General features: G+C 73.3%; 13 protein-coding genes. 2 read left to right on the forward strand and 11 right to left on the reverse strand.

Annotated features, from left to right (window positions below):
- Nucleotides 1-56: 56 nt before the first annotated feature.
- The 11 genes from MUB56_RS25280 to MUB56_RS25330 form a co-directional block, all read right to left on the reverse strand.
- The gene (locus tag MUB56_RS25280) at nt 57-473 is read right to left on the reverse strand and encodes a hypothetical protein (protein WP_244929772.1); all 417 of its coding nucleotides are present in this window, start codon (nt 471-473) and stop codon (nt 57-59) included.
- Nucleotides 473-1,840, reverse strand: coding sequence for an alpha/beta hydrolase (locus tag MUB56_RS25285; RefSeq protein ID WP_244929773.1), 1,368 nt, complete (start codon nt 1,838-1,840; stop codon nt 473-475). The genes MUB56_RS25280 and MUB56_RS25285 overlap by 1 nt, the downstream gene beginning before the upstream one ends.
- Nucleotides 1,837-2,661, reverse strand: coding sequence for a hypothetical protein (locus MUB56_RS25290; RefSeq protein ID WP_244929774.1), 825 nt, complete (start codon nt 2,659-2,661; stop codon nt 1,837-1,839). The genes MUB56_RS25285 and MUB56_RS25290 overlap by 4 nt, the downstream gene beginning before the upstream one ends.
- The gene (locus MUB56_RS25295) at nt 2,652-3,032 is read right to left on the reverse strand and encodes a hypothetical protein (protein ID WP_244929775.1); all 381 of its coding nucleotides are present in this window, start codon (nt 3,030-3,032) and stop codon (nt 2,652-2,654) included. Before MUB56_RS25295 ends, MUB56_RS25290 begins: the two co-directional genes overlap by 10 nt.
- A 65-nt stretch (nt 3,033-3,097) precedes the next feature.
- Nucleotides 3,098-4,288 carry an amidohydrolase gene (locus tag MUB56_RS25300; protein ID WP_244929776.1) on the reverse strand — a complete coding sequence of 397 codons (1,191 nt, stop codon included), beginning with the start codon at nt 4,286-4,288 and terminating at the stop codon, nt 3,098-3,100.
- A 103-nt stretch (nt 4,289-4,391) separates the two neighbouring features.
- On the reverse strand, nt 4,392-5,540 hold the full coding sequence (locus tag MUB56_RS25305; protein WP_244929777.1) for a ScyD/ScyE family protein: 1,149 nt from the start codon (nt 5,538-5,540) through the stop codon (nt 4,392-4,394).
- A gap of 219 nt (nt 5,541-5,759) precedes the next feature.
- The gene (meaB, locus tag MUB56_RS25310; protein WP_244929778.1) at nt 5,760-6,752 is read right to left on the reverse strand and encodes a methylmalonyl Co-A mutase-associated GTPase MeaB; all 993 of its coding nucleotides are present in this window, start codon (nt 6,750-6,752) and stop codon (nt 5,760-5,762) included.
- Nucleotides 6,752-8,929, reverse strand: a complete 2,178-nt coding sequence (gene scpA, locus MUB56_RS25315; protein ID WP_244929779.1) for a methylmalonyl-CoA mutase — start codon at nt 8,927-8,929, stop codon at nt 6,752-6,754. The genes meaB and scpA overlap by 1 nt, the downstream gene beginning before the upstream one ends.
- The gene (locus tag MUB56_RS25320) at nt 8,926-10,653 is read right to left on the reverse strand and encodes a methylmalonyl-CoA mutase family protein (protein WP_244929780.1); all 1,728 of its coding nucleotides are present in this window, start codon (nt 10,651-10,653) and stop codon (nt 8,926-8,928) included. The genes scpA and MUB56_RS25320 overlap by 4 nt, the downstream gene beginning before the upstream one ends.
- A gap of 187 nt (nt 10,654-10,840) precedes the next feature.
- Nucleotides 10,841-11,371 (reverse strand): DUF1707 domain-containing protein, encoded by a 531-nt coding sequence (locus tag MUB56_RS25325; RefSeq protein WP_244929781.1) that lies wholly within the window; start codon nt 11,369-11,371, stop codon nt 10,841-10,843.
- Nucleotides 11,368-12,978: a sulfatase gene (locus tag MUB56_RS25330; protein WP_244929782.1), complete on the reverse strand. Its 1,611-nt coding sequence runs from the start codon at nt 12,976-12,978 to the stop codon at nt 11,368-11,370. Before MUB56_RS25330 ends, MUB56_RS25325 begins: the two co-directional genes overlap by 4 nt.
- A 149-nt stretch (nt 12,979-13,127) precedes the next feature.
- Between MUB56_RS25330 and MUB56_RS25335 the strand changes: the two genes are divergently transcribed.
- On the forward strand, nt 13,128-14,201 hold the full coding sequence (locus MUB56_RS25335) for a glycosyltransferase (RefSeq protein WP_244929783.1): 1,074 nt from the start codon (nt 13,128-13,130) through the stop codon (nt 14,199-14,201).
- Between the two features lie 130 nt (nt 14,202-14,331).
- A complete protein-coding gene (locus MUB56_RS25340) occupies nt 14,332-15,039 on the forward strand; it encodes a succinate dehydrogenase cytochrome b subunit (protein ID WP_244929784.1) in 708 nt (235 codons plus the stop codon).
- Nucleotides 15,040-15,048 lie beyond the last annotated feature (9 nt).

Below are 15,048 nucleotides of genomic sequence, written 5' to 3' on the forward strand. Positions count from 1 at the left end.
TCGCGTTCCACTCATTCCCGGGCTGCACGGTGCCAAACACCGCGGTGCCTCGTGGGTCACTCGTCCTCGGGGAGGCTCGGGACGGGGCGCTCGCCGTACTTCTCGCCCAGCTCGGCCTCGTCCGTGCGGACGCTGAGGCTGACGTAGTCGGACTCGACCCGCTCGAGGTCGGAGACCCGGACGCTGATGCCGTACAGCGGTGTCACCTCCGAGGCCCACACCGCGCGGACGGTCGAGTCGAGCAGGGCCGGTACGTCGCAGCGACGACACTCGACCGTGAGCGCGGCCCGCGCCTGGTTCTCCGCATCGTCGACATAGCGCGCGACGACGTCGGTGACACCGTCCTCCGCGGCGACCTGCTCGGCGACCTCGTCGAGGAGCCCCTGGTTGGCCTCGGCCTCTTCCGGGGACGTCGCGGGACCACAGGCCGCGAGAACCACCACCAGGGCTGCCGTCCCCAGCAGCCGCCTCACTAGCGCTCCATGTGGAAGGTCCAGGCCGTCGTCGCGTCCTGGCCTCCCGGGTGGATGCTGGCGAGCGGCTGCAGGGCATCGTGCAGGGCCGGGTCGTCGGCGGCCTGTGCCTCGACGGCCTCGACCATCGGGAGGTACAGGTCGGTCATCGAGTGGTTGAGCTCAACCGCACCCTCCTGCTGGTGGGTGACGATCGTGGTGTGGTTGCTGGCGTCGTCGTACGCCTCGCCGTCGAGGCGCGGCACGATGTCGTACTCGTTGACGAACGAGAGCACCTTCATGTCGTCCGGCAACGCGATGCTGTCGATCGGCGATCCGGCGGTGACGACGTTGTCCACCCGGTAGGGCCGTCCGCCCTCCGTGTCGGCGATCGCCTCCGCGACCCGGGCCGCGACGATGCCTCCCTGGCTGTGGCCGAGCAGGTTCACCGGCGCGTCCGGCGGGATGCCCGCCTCGCGCATCGCCCGCAGGACCGCCTCGACGTAGGCGTTGTCGGTGCCGGCGACGCCCGCGAAGTTGGTGCCGAGGTTCTGCACGAGCCCGCTGTCGGTGAGCTGCTCGGGCAGGCCGGGAGTCCCCGCGGGGAACGGGCCGTCGAACGCCTTCGTGCCCGGGAGGTAGATGTTGTAGGCCTCGTGGGGAGGTGAGCCCACCTTCTCGATCTTGAACGCGTCAGGCTGGTTGGCCATCTCGTCGAGCTTCTCCATCGCCTCGGCGAGGTTCGCCGGAGCCTTCTCCTCGGCCTGCTCGGAGGTCAGGCCCCCCAGGTCCTGGTCGTAGAGGAGGGCGAGCAGCGCGGCGCCCTGCTCGGCGTCGGCGGGGAAGCCGGCGCCGGGCATGAAGTAGTCGAGCAGCCCGGGCGTGCTGGCGACCAGCTCCTCGACCACGTCGGGGTGCTCCAGCACCCACCGGTTCGGGTCGTCGAAGAAGTCGCTCTGCCACAACGCCAGCGCGGTCACCGCCGCGGTCGGCACCGGTGCCACGGTGAGGCCGAACCCGAAGACCAGGCCCTGGGTGTGCTGGCGGACGTCCTCGACGTACTCCAGGGCCCGGTCGGTCGCCGCGAGGGCGGTGGCCTTGGCCTGGAGGAAGGACCCGGTGGCGGTCATCCGCACGGCGTTGGCACTGAGGCCCCCCGGGCCGTCGAGCGCGCCGAGCACGGCGCCCTCGAACGTCGCGAACGTCGTCGGGGCGAGGACTGCGCTGCTGAGCAGGTCGGGGTCGACGACGTACTTGTGGGTGGCCAGGGCGGTCTCGCCGACGTTCCAGCCCTTGCTGCGGATCAGGTCGCCGGTGGCGTCCATGTCGTCGAGGTCGGCCTCCACCCCGTGGCTGCCGCCGACGACGGTGTAGTCGCGGTCGCTCACGCCCAGGCCCCCTCGATGAGGACCGCGAGCCGCGGCACCAGGTCGCGGCGCTCGCACGGCTCCAGGCGCACCCGGCGAACCCCGTCGCCCCCGAGGTGCGTGCGGGCGCTCCACCAGCCGTGCTGGTCGAGGAACCACACGAGCATCCCCGGCAGCCGGTCGGGCTCACTCGGCAGCACGGTGAGGTGGAGCACGCCCTGGACGCTGTCGCTCCACTCCTGGACCAGGCGTACGACGTCGGCCTCGACCCCGAGCAGGGCACCGAGCTCGGGACGCAGGGCGGGGTCGTCGGCCGCCGCGGGCAGCGTCGTCAGCGCCTCCAGGGGGACGTCCACCGGGCTGCGCCCGCGCCGGCCCGGACCCGGGTCGGGCAGCGCGTCGAGCACCTCCTGGCCGAACGAGCGGGCGTCGTACAGGGAGAGCACGGCCTCGGCCCCGTCGCGCACCACGGACCCGCCGACCGCGGCATCGACCCAGTGGTAGGCCAGCAGGTCGAGGCCCACGCCGGCCAGGGAGACCCGCACCCGCCGCGGCGCCGCGACCAGGCCGGCCAGGTTGGCCGCAACGGCCGGGGTCACTCCGACGTCGTCGAGGACGCCGTGGCCGTGCAGCGCGATCCCGGCCTCGGCGAGCAGCAGGTCGAGGTCGACGCCGGCGAGGGCCGCCACCGTCGGCGACGGCTCCGGCACCAGGTCGGCGGGCAACCGCAGGTCGCCGGACTCCACGAGCGCCCGGTCCAGCGCGCTCAGCCCGGGCAGGCCGAGCCGCACACGGCGGGCGGACGCGACCGGCCGCCGCTCGCCGAGGCGGATCACAGCCATCCCGTCACCTTGTCCCACGCGTCCGAGGCCTTGTCCTGGCCCCACTCGAAGGCACCCTGGGTCTCGTCCCAGGCCTCCTCGGCCGTGGCGCGCATCTTGTCGACCATGTGGTGCATCCACTCGATCCGCTCCCGGACCGCCTGGGCGTGGGCACGCAGGTCGTCGGCCGCGTCGTTGAGCTGCTGGGCGTTGCCCTCGAGGTCCTCGCACAGCCCCGAGCACCGCTCGCGGTAGCGGTCCGCACCCGCGGACTGCCACGCCACGAGACCGACCTCCGAGCGAAAGGCGCGGGTCTGCTCCCGCACCTCGTCCGCCCGCCCGTCGAGCTTGGTGGCGAGCTGCTCCAGCGCACCCGGATCCGCCAGTCCCATGGCCGCGTCCTGCCCGTGGACCCCTCGGATCAAACCTCGGGTCGAGCCTCGGCTCAGGCCTCGGGTCAGGCCTCGGAGAGCGCTCCGAGCGCCGCACCGGCGAGCATCCGGGCACCGATCCCGATCGCCCGCTCGTCGATGCGCAGGTTGCCTTGGTGCAGGTCGTACGTCGGGCCGCCCGGCGTGCGGGTGCCGAGCCGCATCATGGCGCCGGGGACCTGGTCGAGGTACCACCCGAAGTCCTCGCCGCCGAGGCTCTGCGGGGCCACGACCTGGCCGTCCTGACCGAGCACCTCGAGCACGGCGCGGGCCAGGATCCGGTTGGACACCGGCTCGTTGACGACCGGCGGGACCCCGCGCTGGTAGTCGACGTGCGCGCTCACGCCGTACGGCCTGACGATGTCGTGGACGAGCTCGCGGACCAGGGTCTCGCAGTCGGCCCACGCGACGGCGTCCAGGATCCGCACCGTGCCCGCGACCAGTCCCTGGTCGGGGATGACGTTGGGAGCGGCGCCGGCGCTGAGGATGCCCCAGACCACGCTCACCCCGGCCCGCGGGTCCATCCGGCGCGACAGCACGGCCGGGAGCTCGGTCGTGACCTTCGCGAGCGCGAAGGTCAGGTCCCCGGTGAGGTGCGGTCGGGACGTGTGCCCGCCGCTACCCTCCAGGCGGACCTCGACCCGGTCGGCGGCGCTGGTCAGCGGGCCCAGGCGCAGACCCACCTGGCCCACGTCGACGCCCGGGTCGCAGTGCAGGGCGAAGATCCGCTCGACGTCGTCGAGGGCGCCCAGCCCCATGAGGTACACGGCGCCGCCGGGCATCACCTCCTCGGCGGGCTGGAAGAACAGCCGCACCCGACCTTCGAGCAGGCCGCGGTCGTGGGCCTCGGCCAGCGCGAGGGCCGCGCCGACGAGGGCCGTCGTGTGCACGTCGTGCCCGCACGCGTGCGCCACCCCGGCGACGGTGCTGCTCCACGGGTCGTCGGTCGCGTCCTGGATGGGCAGGGCGTCGATGTCCGCCCTCAGCGCGACCACCCGCTCGCCCGTGCCGAGCTCCGCCACGAGCCCGGTGCGGGGCAGCCGGGTGACCCGCCAGCCGGCCTCCTCCAGGCGCCGGGCGACCAGCCGGGTCGTGCGCACCTCGTCCCACGACAGCTCGGGATGGGCGTGCAGGTCACGGCGCAGCCCGACCAGCTCGGCGTCGTGCTTCTCCACGACACCGGCCAGGAGTGAGGGGAGGAAGTCGTCCGCAGGCATCGTGAGCGAGGTTAGTTCACGCGGGGCCCTGCCGGCCCCTGCGGTCCACCGCAGGGGCCGGTCGGGCGCGGCGGCCGGGCCCTGTGGCCCACCGGCGACCCGCTCAGTGCCGCCAGCGCTCGACCCGGCCGGCCGGCGAGGTGCCGGGCTCGAGCCCGGTCAGCACCGCCGTGGTGGCGAGGAGCGCCTGCGGCGTCCACTCCACGTCGCCCGGGAGCATCGCCCTGCGGACCGGCCTGGCCCTCGTCGAGCCCTTCGCGATCTTGACGACCGAGCCGGCGAACAGCTGGGCGACGTACACGGTCCCCTTCGGCGAGACGGCCAGGCCGGTGGCGCTGGTCAGGCCGCCGATGACCTTCCTCGCCCGCGGCCGCTTCGCGTCGGGGTCGATCCGGTAGACGGCCGCGTGGCCGGCCATGGTGCCGTCCTCGGGCCCGCCCGGCAGCGTGGAGACGTACAGGTCGCCGTTCCGGGCGACCTCCACGTCGGTCGGGACTGGCTCGAAGCGATAGGTCTTCCCCACCGCGCACGTCGGCAGCTTCATCGCCCCCGCCACCGAGGCCGTGACCTCCACCGGCACCGGCGGGAGCACGGCCACGGTGCTGACCTTGCCGCCGCGGACCTGGAGGACGGCGTTGGCCGCGGCGTCGGCGACGTACACCGCGCGCGCGGTCGTCGCGGTGGCGTAGGGGTGCGACTCGACGATGCCGCCGTACGACGCCGGCAGGCCGTCGGCGGGGAACTGTGCCGCGCAGTCCGTCGCCAGGTCGGAGATGCCGTAGGTCACGGCCCGGTCGGGGTTGCGCTTCCGCTCGAACGCATCGAGGTCGGCGAGGGTGCGGGTCCGCCCCGCCGCGGTGCGCTGTCGGAGGGTGGTCTGGCCGGTGCCGCCGGTCGTCGCGAAGGTGACCACGCCGTCGCGCTCGGAGACCGCACCGACCTCGTCGCCGCGCTTCTTCGCGGTGAAGATCGTCCTCGCCTTCTTCCCGGGCTGGCGCGCGTGCAGGCTGCCGGCGAAGTTCTGGGAGTAGTAGACGGTGCCGTCGGAGGCGACGGCCAGGCTCAGCGGGCTGAGCAGCCCCTTCGCGACGGCCCGCTCGGCCACCTCCTCGGCCGCCCTCTCGGGGGGCGGGGCCGCGGTGGCAGGCGCGGTCGAGCCAAGCAGGGCGAGGGCGGTCAGGCCGGTGAGGGTGCCGGCGACCTTGCCGGCCATCTTGCCGGCCATCTTGCCGGCCAACGGGGTGTGACGCATCGGTGGTGCCTCCAGTCGTGGGTGAACACGACGAGGCTCGCGGTCCCGGTGTCCCGAGCGACAGGGTGCGTTGTCCCGCCCGGCCCGGGAGCTGCGACCGGCGGGGGCGCGCGCCCCCAGCTGTAACGCGATGTTCGCCGCACTACCCGCCTGCTGCAGCGTGCGGGTAGTGCGGCGAACGTCGCGTTACAGCTCGGCCGGTCGCACCCCCGCGGCGGCTCAGCGCTCGTCGTACGCCGCGAGGATCTGGTCGGCCGCGACGGGGGCCGGCAGGTCGCCGGCGAGCACCTCGGCCCGCACCCGGTCCCGGATCGCCCGGACCGCCGGCGAGTGCCGCAGCCTCTGGTCGAGCTCGTCGCGGACCAGCGCCCAGGTGAAGTCGAGCTGCTGTCCCGCGCGCTTCGCGGCGAGCCCGTCGGCGCCGAGGTGATCGCGGTGCGCCCGGACCCGCTCCCAGAGGTCGTCGACCCCCACGTCGGTGAGGCCGGAGCAGGTGACGACGGGCGGCGCCCACTCGTCGTGGCCGCGGACCAGCCGCAGCGCGCCCGCCAGCTCGCGGGCGGCCCCGCGCGCCTCCTGCTCCCGGTCGCCGTCGGCCTTGTTGACCGCGATCACGTCGGCGATCTCGAGGATGCCCTTCTTGATGCCCTGCAGCTGGTCGCCGGTGCGGGCCAGGGTCAGGAAGAGGAACGTGTCGACCATCCCGGCCACCGTCACCTCGGACTGGCCGACGCCGACGGTCTCCACCAGCACCACGTCGTACGACGCCGCCTCCAGCACCGACATCGCCTGCACCGTCGCGCGGGCGACGCCGCCGAGCGTGCCCGCGCTCGGCGAGGGGCGGATGAACGCCTGCGGGTCGACGCTGAGGCGCGCCATCCGGGTCTTGTCGCCCAGCACCGAGCCGCCGGTGCGGACACTGGACGGGTCGACCGCGAGCACCCCGACGCGGTGGCCGGCGGCGGTCAACCGGCTGCCGAGCGCCTCGATGAACGTCGACTTCCCGACCCCCGGGACGCCCGAGATCCCGACCCGTACGGCGGGCGAGCGGACCCCGGCGTCGCCGGCCTCGGCGAGCCGGGTGAGCAGCTCGCGGGCCCGCTCGCGGTGCTGCGGGCGGGAGGACTCGACCAGCGTGATGGCCTGCGAGACCGCCGCCCGGCGCCCGGATCGGACGCCGTCGAGCAGGGCGTCGACGTCAGGCGGCGCCATCAGGCGCCGTCGTGGCCGAGCTGCTCCCGGAGCGCCGCGAGCAGGTCGAGCGCCGACTCCGCGATGACCGTGCCGGGCAGGAACACCGCGGCGGCGCCCATCTCCCGCAGGGTCGGGACGTCGTCGGGCGGGATCACCCCGCCGATCACGACCATGATGTCCGGCCGTCCCTGGTCGGCCAGTGCCTGCCGCAGCGCGGGCAGCAGGGCGAGGTGGCCGGCCGCGAGCGAGCTGACGCCGACGATGTGCACGTCGGCGTCGACCGCCTGCAGGGCGACCTCCTCGGGCGTCGAGAACAGCGGGCCCACGTCGACGTCGAAGCCCAGGTCGGCGAAGGCGGAGACGACCACCTTCTGGCCGCGGTCGTGGCCGTCCTGGCCCATCTTGGCGACCAGGATCCGCGGGCGCCGGCCCTCGGCCTCCTCGAACTCGTCGGTGGCGTCGAGGACCTGCTGGATCAGGGTGGTGTCGCCCTCGCCGGCGGTGTCGCGGTACACGCCGCTGATCGTACGGATCACCGCCTGGTGGCGACCGTAGACCTTCTCGAGCGCATCGGAGATCTCGCCGACGGTCGCCTTGGCGCGGGCCGCGTCGACGGCCAGCGCGAGCAGGTTGCCGTCGAGGGAGCCACGCTCGGCACCGCGGTCGGCGCTGTTGGTCAGCGCCTCCAGGGTGCGGCGTACCTCGTCGTCGTCACGCTCGGCGCGCAGCCGCTCCAGCTTGGCGATCTGCTGACGGTAGACGTCGTCGTTGTCGACCCGGAGCACGTCGAGCTTGTCCTCGGCCGCGAGCCGGAAGGTGTTGACGCCGATGACCTTCTGCGCACCCGAGTCGATCCGGGCCTGCGTGCGGGCGGCGGCCTCCTCGATGCGCATCTTCGGGATGCCCTGCTCGATCGCCTTGGCCATCCCGCCGGCCTGCTCGGCCTCCATGATGTGCGCCCAGGCCTTCTCGGCGAGGTCGTGGGTCAGCCGCTCGACGTAGTAGGAGCCGGCCCACGGGTCGATCGTGCCCGTCGTACCGCTCTCCTGCTGCAGCAGCAGCTGGGTGTTGCGGGCGATCCGCGCCGAGAAGTCGGTCGGCAGCGCGATCGCCTCGTCGAGGGCGTTGGTGTGCAGCGACTGGGTGTGACCCTGCGTCGCGGCCATCGCCTCGATCGCCGTGCGCCCGACGTTGTTGAACACGTCCTGGGCGGTGAGCGACCAGCCGGAGGTCTGGCTGTGCGTGCGCAGGCTGAGCGACTTGGGGTTCTGCGGGTCGAACTGCCGCACGAGTCGCGACCAGAGCGCGCGGGCCGCGCGCATCTTGGCGATCTCCATGTAGAAGTTCATGCCGATCGCCCAGAAGAAGCTGAGCCGCGGCGCGAACTGGTCGATCGTCATGCCGGTCTCGAGGCCCGCGCGGATGTACTCGACGCCGTCGGCCAGCGTGTAGGCGAGCTCCAGGTCAGCCGTCGCCCCGGCCTCCTGGATGTGGTAGCCGGAGATCGAGATCGAGTTGAAGCGCGGCATCTTCGCCGAGGTGTAGCTGAAGATGTCGGAGATGATCCGCATCGACGGCGCCGGCGGGTAGATGTAGGTGTTGCGGACCATGAACTCCTTGAGGATGTCGTTCTGGATCGTCCCCGCGAGCTGCTCCGGCTTCACCCCCTGCTCCTCGGCCGCCGCGATGTAGAGCGCCAGCACCGGCAGCACGGCGCCGTTCATCGTCATCGACACCGACATCTCGTCGAGCGGGATGCCGTCGAAGAGGGTGCGCGCGTCGTAGATCGAGTCGATCGCCACGCCCGCCATGCCGACGTCGCCGCGCACCCGCGGGTGGTCGGAGTCGTAGCCGCGGTGGGTGGCCAGGTCGAACGCGACCGAGAGGCCCTTCTGGCCGGCCGCGAGGTTGCGGCGGTAGAAGGCGTTGGACTCCTCGGCGGTCGAGAACCCGGCGTACTGGCGGACGGTCCAGGGCTGGGTGGTGTACATCGTCGGGTACGGCCCGCGCAGGAACGGGCTCAGCCCCGGCCAGGTGTCGAGCGCGTCGAGGCCCGCGAGGTCCTCGGGGCCGTACGACGGCCGGATCGCGATCCCCTCGGGGGAGGTCCAGGCGTCGGACGGCGCCGGGGCATCGAGCCGCGGCACCCCGTCACTCGCGAGGGACAGACCGGAGAAGGACTTCGGAACGCTCATGCCAGCTGCTCCCTGACTCGGGTGAGGAAGGCGAGGGCGTCGAGGCCCATCGCGCAGGAGTCGTCGGTGACGCCGTCGATCGGCTTCCCCGCGACGATGACGTACGACGCGCCGGCGCCGCGCAGCGCCTCGGCGGCGGCCGCGCCCCAGTCGGCGTACACGCCGTCGGCCCCGGCCAGGCAGACCACCCGCTGACCGGCGTAGGCGGCGACGAGCTCGTCGGCGTCCTTGGTCGGGCCGGCGACGTCGACCGCGACACCCCCGGCGGCGAACAGGTTGGTCGCGAACGTGGCCCGTGCCGTGTGCTGCGCGATCGGGCCGAGGGTCGCGAGGAACACGTGGTCGGCCGGCGGGTCGTCGCGCAACGCCTCGAAGCTGGCGCCGTACGGCCGCACGTCCGCGAACGCGTCGTCGCCCGCCCGCTCGGGCAGGGTCTCGGCGAGGTTCGGGAACTCCGTGAGCCCGGTGAGCGGGCGCTTGCGCGTGGCGACCTCGCGCTCGCGGCGCTCGACGGTCGCGGCGATCTCGGCGTCGAGGTCGGCGCCCTCCTCAAGGCGGCCGAACAGGTCCCAGGCCGCGCGGGCGAGGTCGTCGGTCAGCTTCTCGACGGCGTACGAGCCGCCGGCCGGGTCGGCGACCTTCGCGACGTGCGACTCGTCGACGAGCAGGTGCGAGGTGTTGCGGGCGATCCGGCGGCCGAGGCCCTCGGGGCGACCGAGCGGGCTGTCGAAGGGCAGCACCGTGACCGCGTCCGCTCCCCCGACGCCCGCGGCGAACGCGGCGACGGTGGTGCGGAGCATGTTCACGTAGGGGTCGTAGCGGGTCATCATCGGCCGGCTGGTGACGACGTGCTGGCGTTGCGTCAGGTCGTCGCCCGCCTCGCTCAGCTCCAGCACCCGCGCCCAGAGCCGGCGCGCGGCGCGCAGCTTGGCGATGGTCGGGAACTGCTCGTCGGTCGCGGCGTAGCGGAACTCCACCAGGGCGGCGGCCTCGTCGACCGGGATCCCGGCGCCGGTGAGCGCCCGGAGCGCCCGGACCCCGACCGCGAGCGAGTGCGCGAGCTCCTGCCCGTCGGAGGCGCCGCGGTCGTGCACCGTGGTGCCGTCGACGACCAGGGCGAGGGTGCCCGCGTCGCGGGCCAGGGTCGCGGCGGCGACGAGTACGTCGTCGGCTGCCGAGGCGTCGACACCGAGGTTGGTGCCGGCGGCGAGCTCGCGGCCACCGGCGTACTCGAGGAACGCGCGGGCGGCGTCGAGCGGGGCTGCCGGGGCGTCGAGGACGACGGGCGCCAGGTCGAGGAGGACACCGTCGAGGAGCGTCGCGAGGTCGGTGCCGTCGGTATCGAGCCACAGCGAGCTCACGCCGCCGTCGAGGTCGACCAGGGCCGCCTCGTTCACGGCCTTCGCCTCGCCCGCCCCGTGGTGCGCCCGGATGTCCCAGGCGCCGGCCCGGGTCGGCCGGCCGCTCGTCACCAGGTCGTCGAGGAGCTCGGAGGTGCCGAGCGGGGTGACCGCGATGCCGTCGAGGGTGGTGCGGCTCAGCTTCTCCCACACCACGCTGTCGGGGGCGTCGTCGCCGATCCGCCGCGACTTGCGGAGCACGGCGGCGGTGGCCGCCTCCCACTCCTCGCGGGTGTGCCGGTCCTCGGGAGCCGCCAGATCGAGCGTGCCCTGCGCGGGCTCGAGCTCCTCGGGCTCGGGGAGCCCACCTTCCACCTCGGTCATGGAGGGCACCTTAGGAGCGTTGCGTGGGGTCGGCCATGAAGTGTGACTTTTTCGATTGGAGGGCGGGTCCCAGGCGACGCAGGTTCATCACGGTATGCAGGCCAGTTGGCAGGTCCCACGGCGTACCCACCGTGGGAGGTGCCGGCTCGTCTGCATACCGTGATGAAGCCGCAGGAGCACCGCCTCGCTACGCCGCCAGGTCCGGCAGCCGCGCCTGCACCAGCTCGCGCTCCCGCTCGGCGATCCGCGAGCGCGCCGAGCCCAGCGTGAGCACCGGCGGGATGCCGGTGTAGACGAGCACCCAGACCGGCCAGAAGAAGCCGCTGCCGGCCAGCCACCACAGCAGGACGCACGCCGCCCCGGGTACGACGAAGATCGCCAGGTCACCGACCAGCTGCCGTCGGACGCCGGCGACGGCCAGTTCGCGCGCGACCCGCACGTCGAGGGCTCCGGACGGAGCATCGGGCGCCCGAGTCGGCTCGGCCGCCGGGACCAGGTCGGCGAGCAGCCCCAGCAGCTCGGCCAGGGTGGACGCCGAGGTCAGCGCGGCCGCCCGCGACTCCAGGTCGTCGACGCCGATCCGGCCCTCGGCGTACGCCTCGACGAACAGGCCGAGCACCAGCTCGCGGTCGGCGTCGGAGGTCCGCAGCCCGGCGTGCTCGCGCTGCCGCGGATCGTGGCGGAAGCCGCGCCAGAAGACGTCGTCGGACGTGCTCATCCCGCGCCCACGATCCGGGTGGGGTCGGAGGCGGCCGACGCCGGGTAGAACTCCTGCGGACAGGTCGCGGCCGCGCAGTCGCGATAGCGCAGGGTGAGCCGCCGCAGCGCGCCGAGCACCGCCTGCGAGTCCGGGTCGTCGACCAGGTTGCGCATCTCGTAGGGATCGCGACCTCGGTCGTACAGCTCCTCTCCCCCGCGGCGGAAGCGGACGTAGGTCCACCCGCCCACCCGGACCCCGGCGTAGAAGCGGCGGCGACCGTCCCTGCCCGGCCAGCCGGCGATCGGGACCACGCGCACCTGGTCGGGTGCGGTGACCCACGGCAGGATGTCGACGCCGTCGAGCGGGCGGGGCGGGCGGGCACCAGCGACGCCGAGGATGGTCGCGGCGAGATCCGGGTTGGTGACCGCCGTCCGGACCTCCCGACCCGCGGGCAGGCCGGGCCCGCGCATCAGCACGGGGATCCGGAGCGAGTCGTCCCAGTGGTAGAGCTTGCCGTTGAGGTTGTGGGCGTCGACGGCGAAGCCGTTGTCGGAGGTGAAGATGACCAGGGTCCGGTCCAGCTGGCCGGTCGCCCGCAGGGTCGTGAAGAGCTGTTCGACACCCCGGTCGAGGCCGTGAGCCGCCTCGATCCGCCGCTGGTAGACGATCCGCAGCGCCTTCTTCTCCAGCTTGCTGAACCGCCGGTGCGCGGGCGCGTCCGCCGCGGGCAGCGAGCTGGTGTCGTCGGGGAAGGAGTACGGCAGCTTCGGGATCTTGACGCGGCGGTGGCGCCCGCGGTCCTCCGGTGCCGGCACCGTCGTCTTCAGGTTGCCGGCATCGGTGCCCTCGTACAGGCGCACCGGATCGTCGGCCAGCTTCGGCCCGCCGACGTGCGGGGCGACGTAGTTGACCCAGGCGAACCAGGGCGTGCTCCCGCGGTCGCGGCGGATCATCGCCTGCGCGTGCCGGGTCATCACGTCGGTGGCGTAGCCCGGCGAGCGGACCACCGAGCCGTCGATGTTCATCCGCCGCCGCGTGAAGTGGTACGTCGAGGGGTCGATCGTCGCGCGCCATTCCGTCCAGCCCGGCGGTACGTCGAGCTCGGTGCCGTCCTTGCCGTAGCCGTTGAGGTACTTCCCGGTGAAGAGCGTGTCGTAGCCGGCGTCCTGGAGCGAGGTGGCCAGGGTGGCGTGGTCGTCGAACGCGGCGTACCCGCCGCGCGCACCCTCGACCGTGACGGCACCGTGGTTGTGGGCGTACTGGCCGGTCAGCAGCGAGGCCCGGGCCGGGACGCAGATCGGCGTCGGCGCGATCGCGTCGGCGAACGCGACGCCGCCCTTCCCCATCAGCCGGAGGACGTTCGGCAGGTACGGCAGGTCCCGCACGGCCAGGTCGTCGACCGTGACGAGCAGGACGTTCGGCCGGCCGGCCGGCCGCTGGTACGCCGGCGTCGGAGTCGGCGCGATCCGCACGGAGGTCGACGGGTCGGCCGGCTCACCTGAGCCACTCGGGTCGCCGGCGCCGCCCGTCGAACCCTCGATCCCCGTCACCGCCAGGGCACCCACGGCGAGCGTCGCCAGCAGCGCCCGCGCGGGCCGTCGCCGCACCCGTTCCCACCCGTCCACCGCAGCACCCGATCGAAGTCGTGTTGCTTGATTGCTTTAGAACACCTACCAGGACAGAACGGTAACGGACGGCAGCCACGCGCAGACCGTTCACACGACGTCAACCTCCGCGCCACCGGAGGGACCGCCGGGCGGGCGATCGTGGGGCTATGAGGGTCGCCCTGGTCACCGAGTCGTTCTATCCCGCGGTCGACGGCACCACGACCACGGTCAAGGCGGTCGCCGACCGGCTGATCGACATCGGCCACGAGGTGCGGATCATCGCGCCCGGGCCGGGGCTGTCCTGCTACCGCCGCAGCGAGGTGGTCCGGCTCCGGACGCTGGACAAGCCCGGCGGGCAGGTGCGCGACGCACTGGCGTCGTACCGCCCGGACCTGGTGCACGTGACGAGCCCCGGAACCGTCGGCCGCAAGGCGCTCAAGCACGCCGGGCGCCTGGGCATCCCGAGCGTGGTCGTCCAGCAGGCCCCCGTCGCGGACCTGGCGGCCGAACGCTGGCGGACGAAGGTCGCCGACCGCGCCGACCGGGTCCTCGTCACGGCACCGTGGATGCTCGACCGGGTCGCCGCCCTCGGCGTCGAGGCGGCGTTGTGGGAGCCCGGCGTCGACACCGACGCGTTCACCCCCGCCCTGCGTGACGCCTGGCTGCACGGCTCCTGGTCGCGGGCTCGCTCGCCGCAGGGCCCGCTCGTGACCGTCGGGTACGTCGGCAGCCTGCACCGTCGCCACGGAGTACGACGGCTGCCGGAGCTGAACGCGGTCCCGGGGATCCGTCCGGTGCTGATCGGCGACGGCCCGCAGCGGGCGTGGCTGCGAGCACGGATGCCGCAGGCCAAGCTGACCGGGACCCTGGCCACCGGCGACCTGACGGTGGCCCTGGCGACTCTCGACGTGCTCGTGCACCCGGGCACCGAGGAGACCTGCTGCCACGCACTGCGCGAGGCCGCGGCGAGCGGCGTACCCGTCGTCGCGCCGCGGGCCGGCGGCGCGCGCGACCTGGTCCGACCGCTGGAGTCCGGACTGCTCTACGACCCGGAGGCACCGCACGCGCTGGCCCGCGCGGTCGAGGCGGTAGCCGCCGACAGCCGGCGGGCCCTGCTCGGCGTCCGGGCCCGCGAGCTGGCCACCCGCGACTGGCGCAGCGCGGTCGACGAGCTGGTGGAGCAGCACTACGGTCCGCTCGGCCTCCGGGCCACCACCCCCGTGCCCCGCCGTCCGGGCTGAGCCGCCTGGGAGGGTCCCCCTTGGCCCCCGCACGTAGGATGGTGAGGCTGCCCTAAGTTGCGTCTCGTAGCGGTGTTTGTCACACCGCCTCCTGTCATTCGCGGGCGAGCGGGGCGGTAGCGTGGCCGCCGTGGCAACTCCGACACTCGTCAAGGGAGCGCGCTCGACCCGCTCCACGATCGCGCTGAAGCTGGCCATGGCCGTCAGCGGCCTGCTCTTCATCGGCTTCGTACTCGCGCACATGTACGGCAACCTCAAGGCGTTCTCGGGTGAGGAGGCGTTCAACGAGTACGCCCACCACCTCCGCGAGATCGGTGAGCCGATGCTTCCGCACAGCGGGCTGCTGTGGATCCTGCGTCTCGGCCTGATCGCCGCGGTCGTCGTCCACGTCGCCTGCGCGGCGGCCCTGTGGCGGCGCGCCAACAAGGCCCGCACGGTGAAGTACGCGGTGAAGAAGAACCAGAAGTCGTCGCTCTCCTCACGCACCATGCGCTGGGGCGGGCTGACGCTGCTGGCCTTCATCGTGTGGCACCTGCTGAACTTCACGATCGTCAAGGTCAACCCGAGCAACGGCGACACCGGTGGCGAGAACCCCTACGCCCTGATCGTCGACACCTTCGACCTGTGGTGGATGACGCTCATCTACCTCGTGGCGATGCTCGCCCTCGGCATGCACCTGCACCACGGCACGTTCAGCGCCATCCAGACCCTCGGCTTCACCAACACCGAGAAGTCCCGCGCCCGCGCCCGCGAGGCCGGCTGGGTCGTGGCGGTCGTCGTCGCCGGCGGCTTCTCGCTCGTCCCCCTGTTCGTACTCTTCGGCGTCATCACCAAGTAAGGGAAGGGA

The organism is Nocardioides sp. W7 (assembly GCF_022919075.1).
Taxonomy (GTDB): Bacteria; Actinomycetota; Actinomycetes; order Propionibacteriales; family Nocardioidaceae; genus Nocardioides.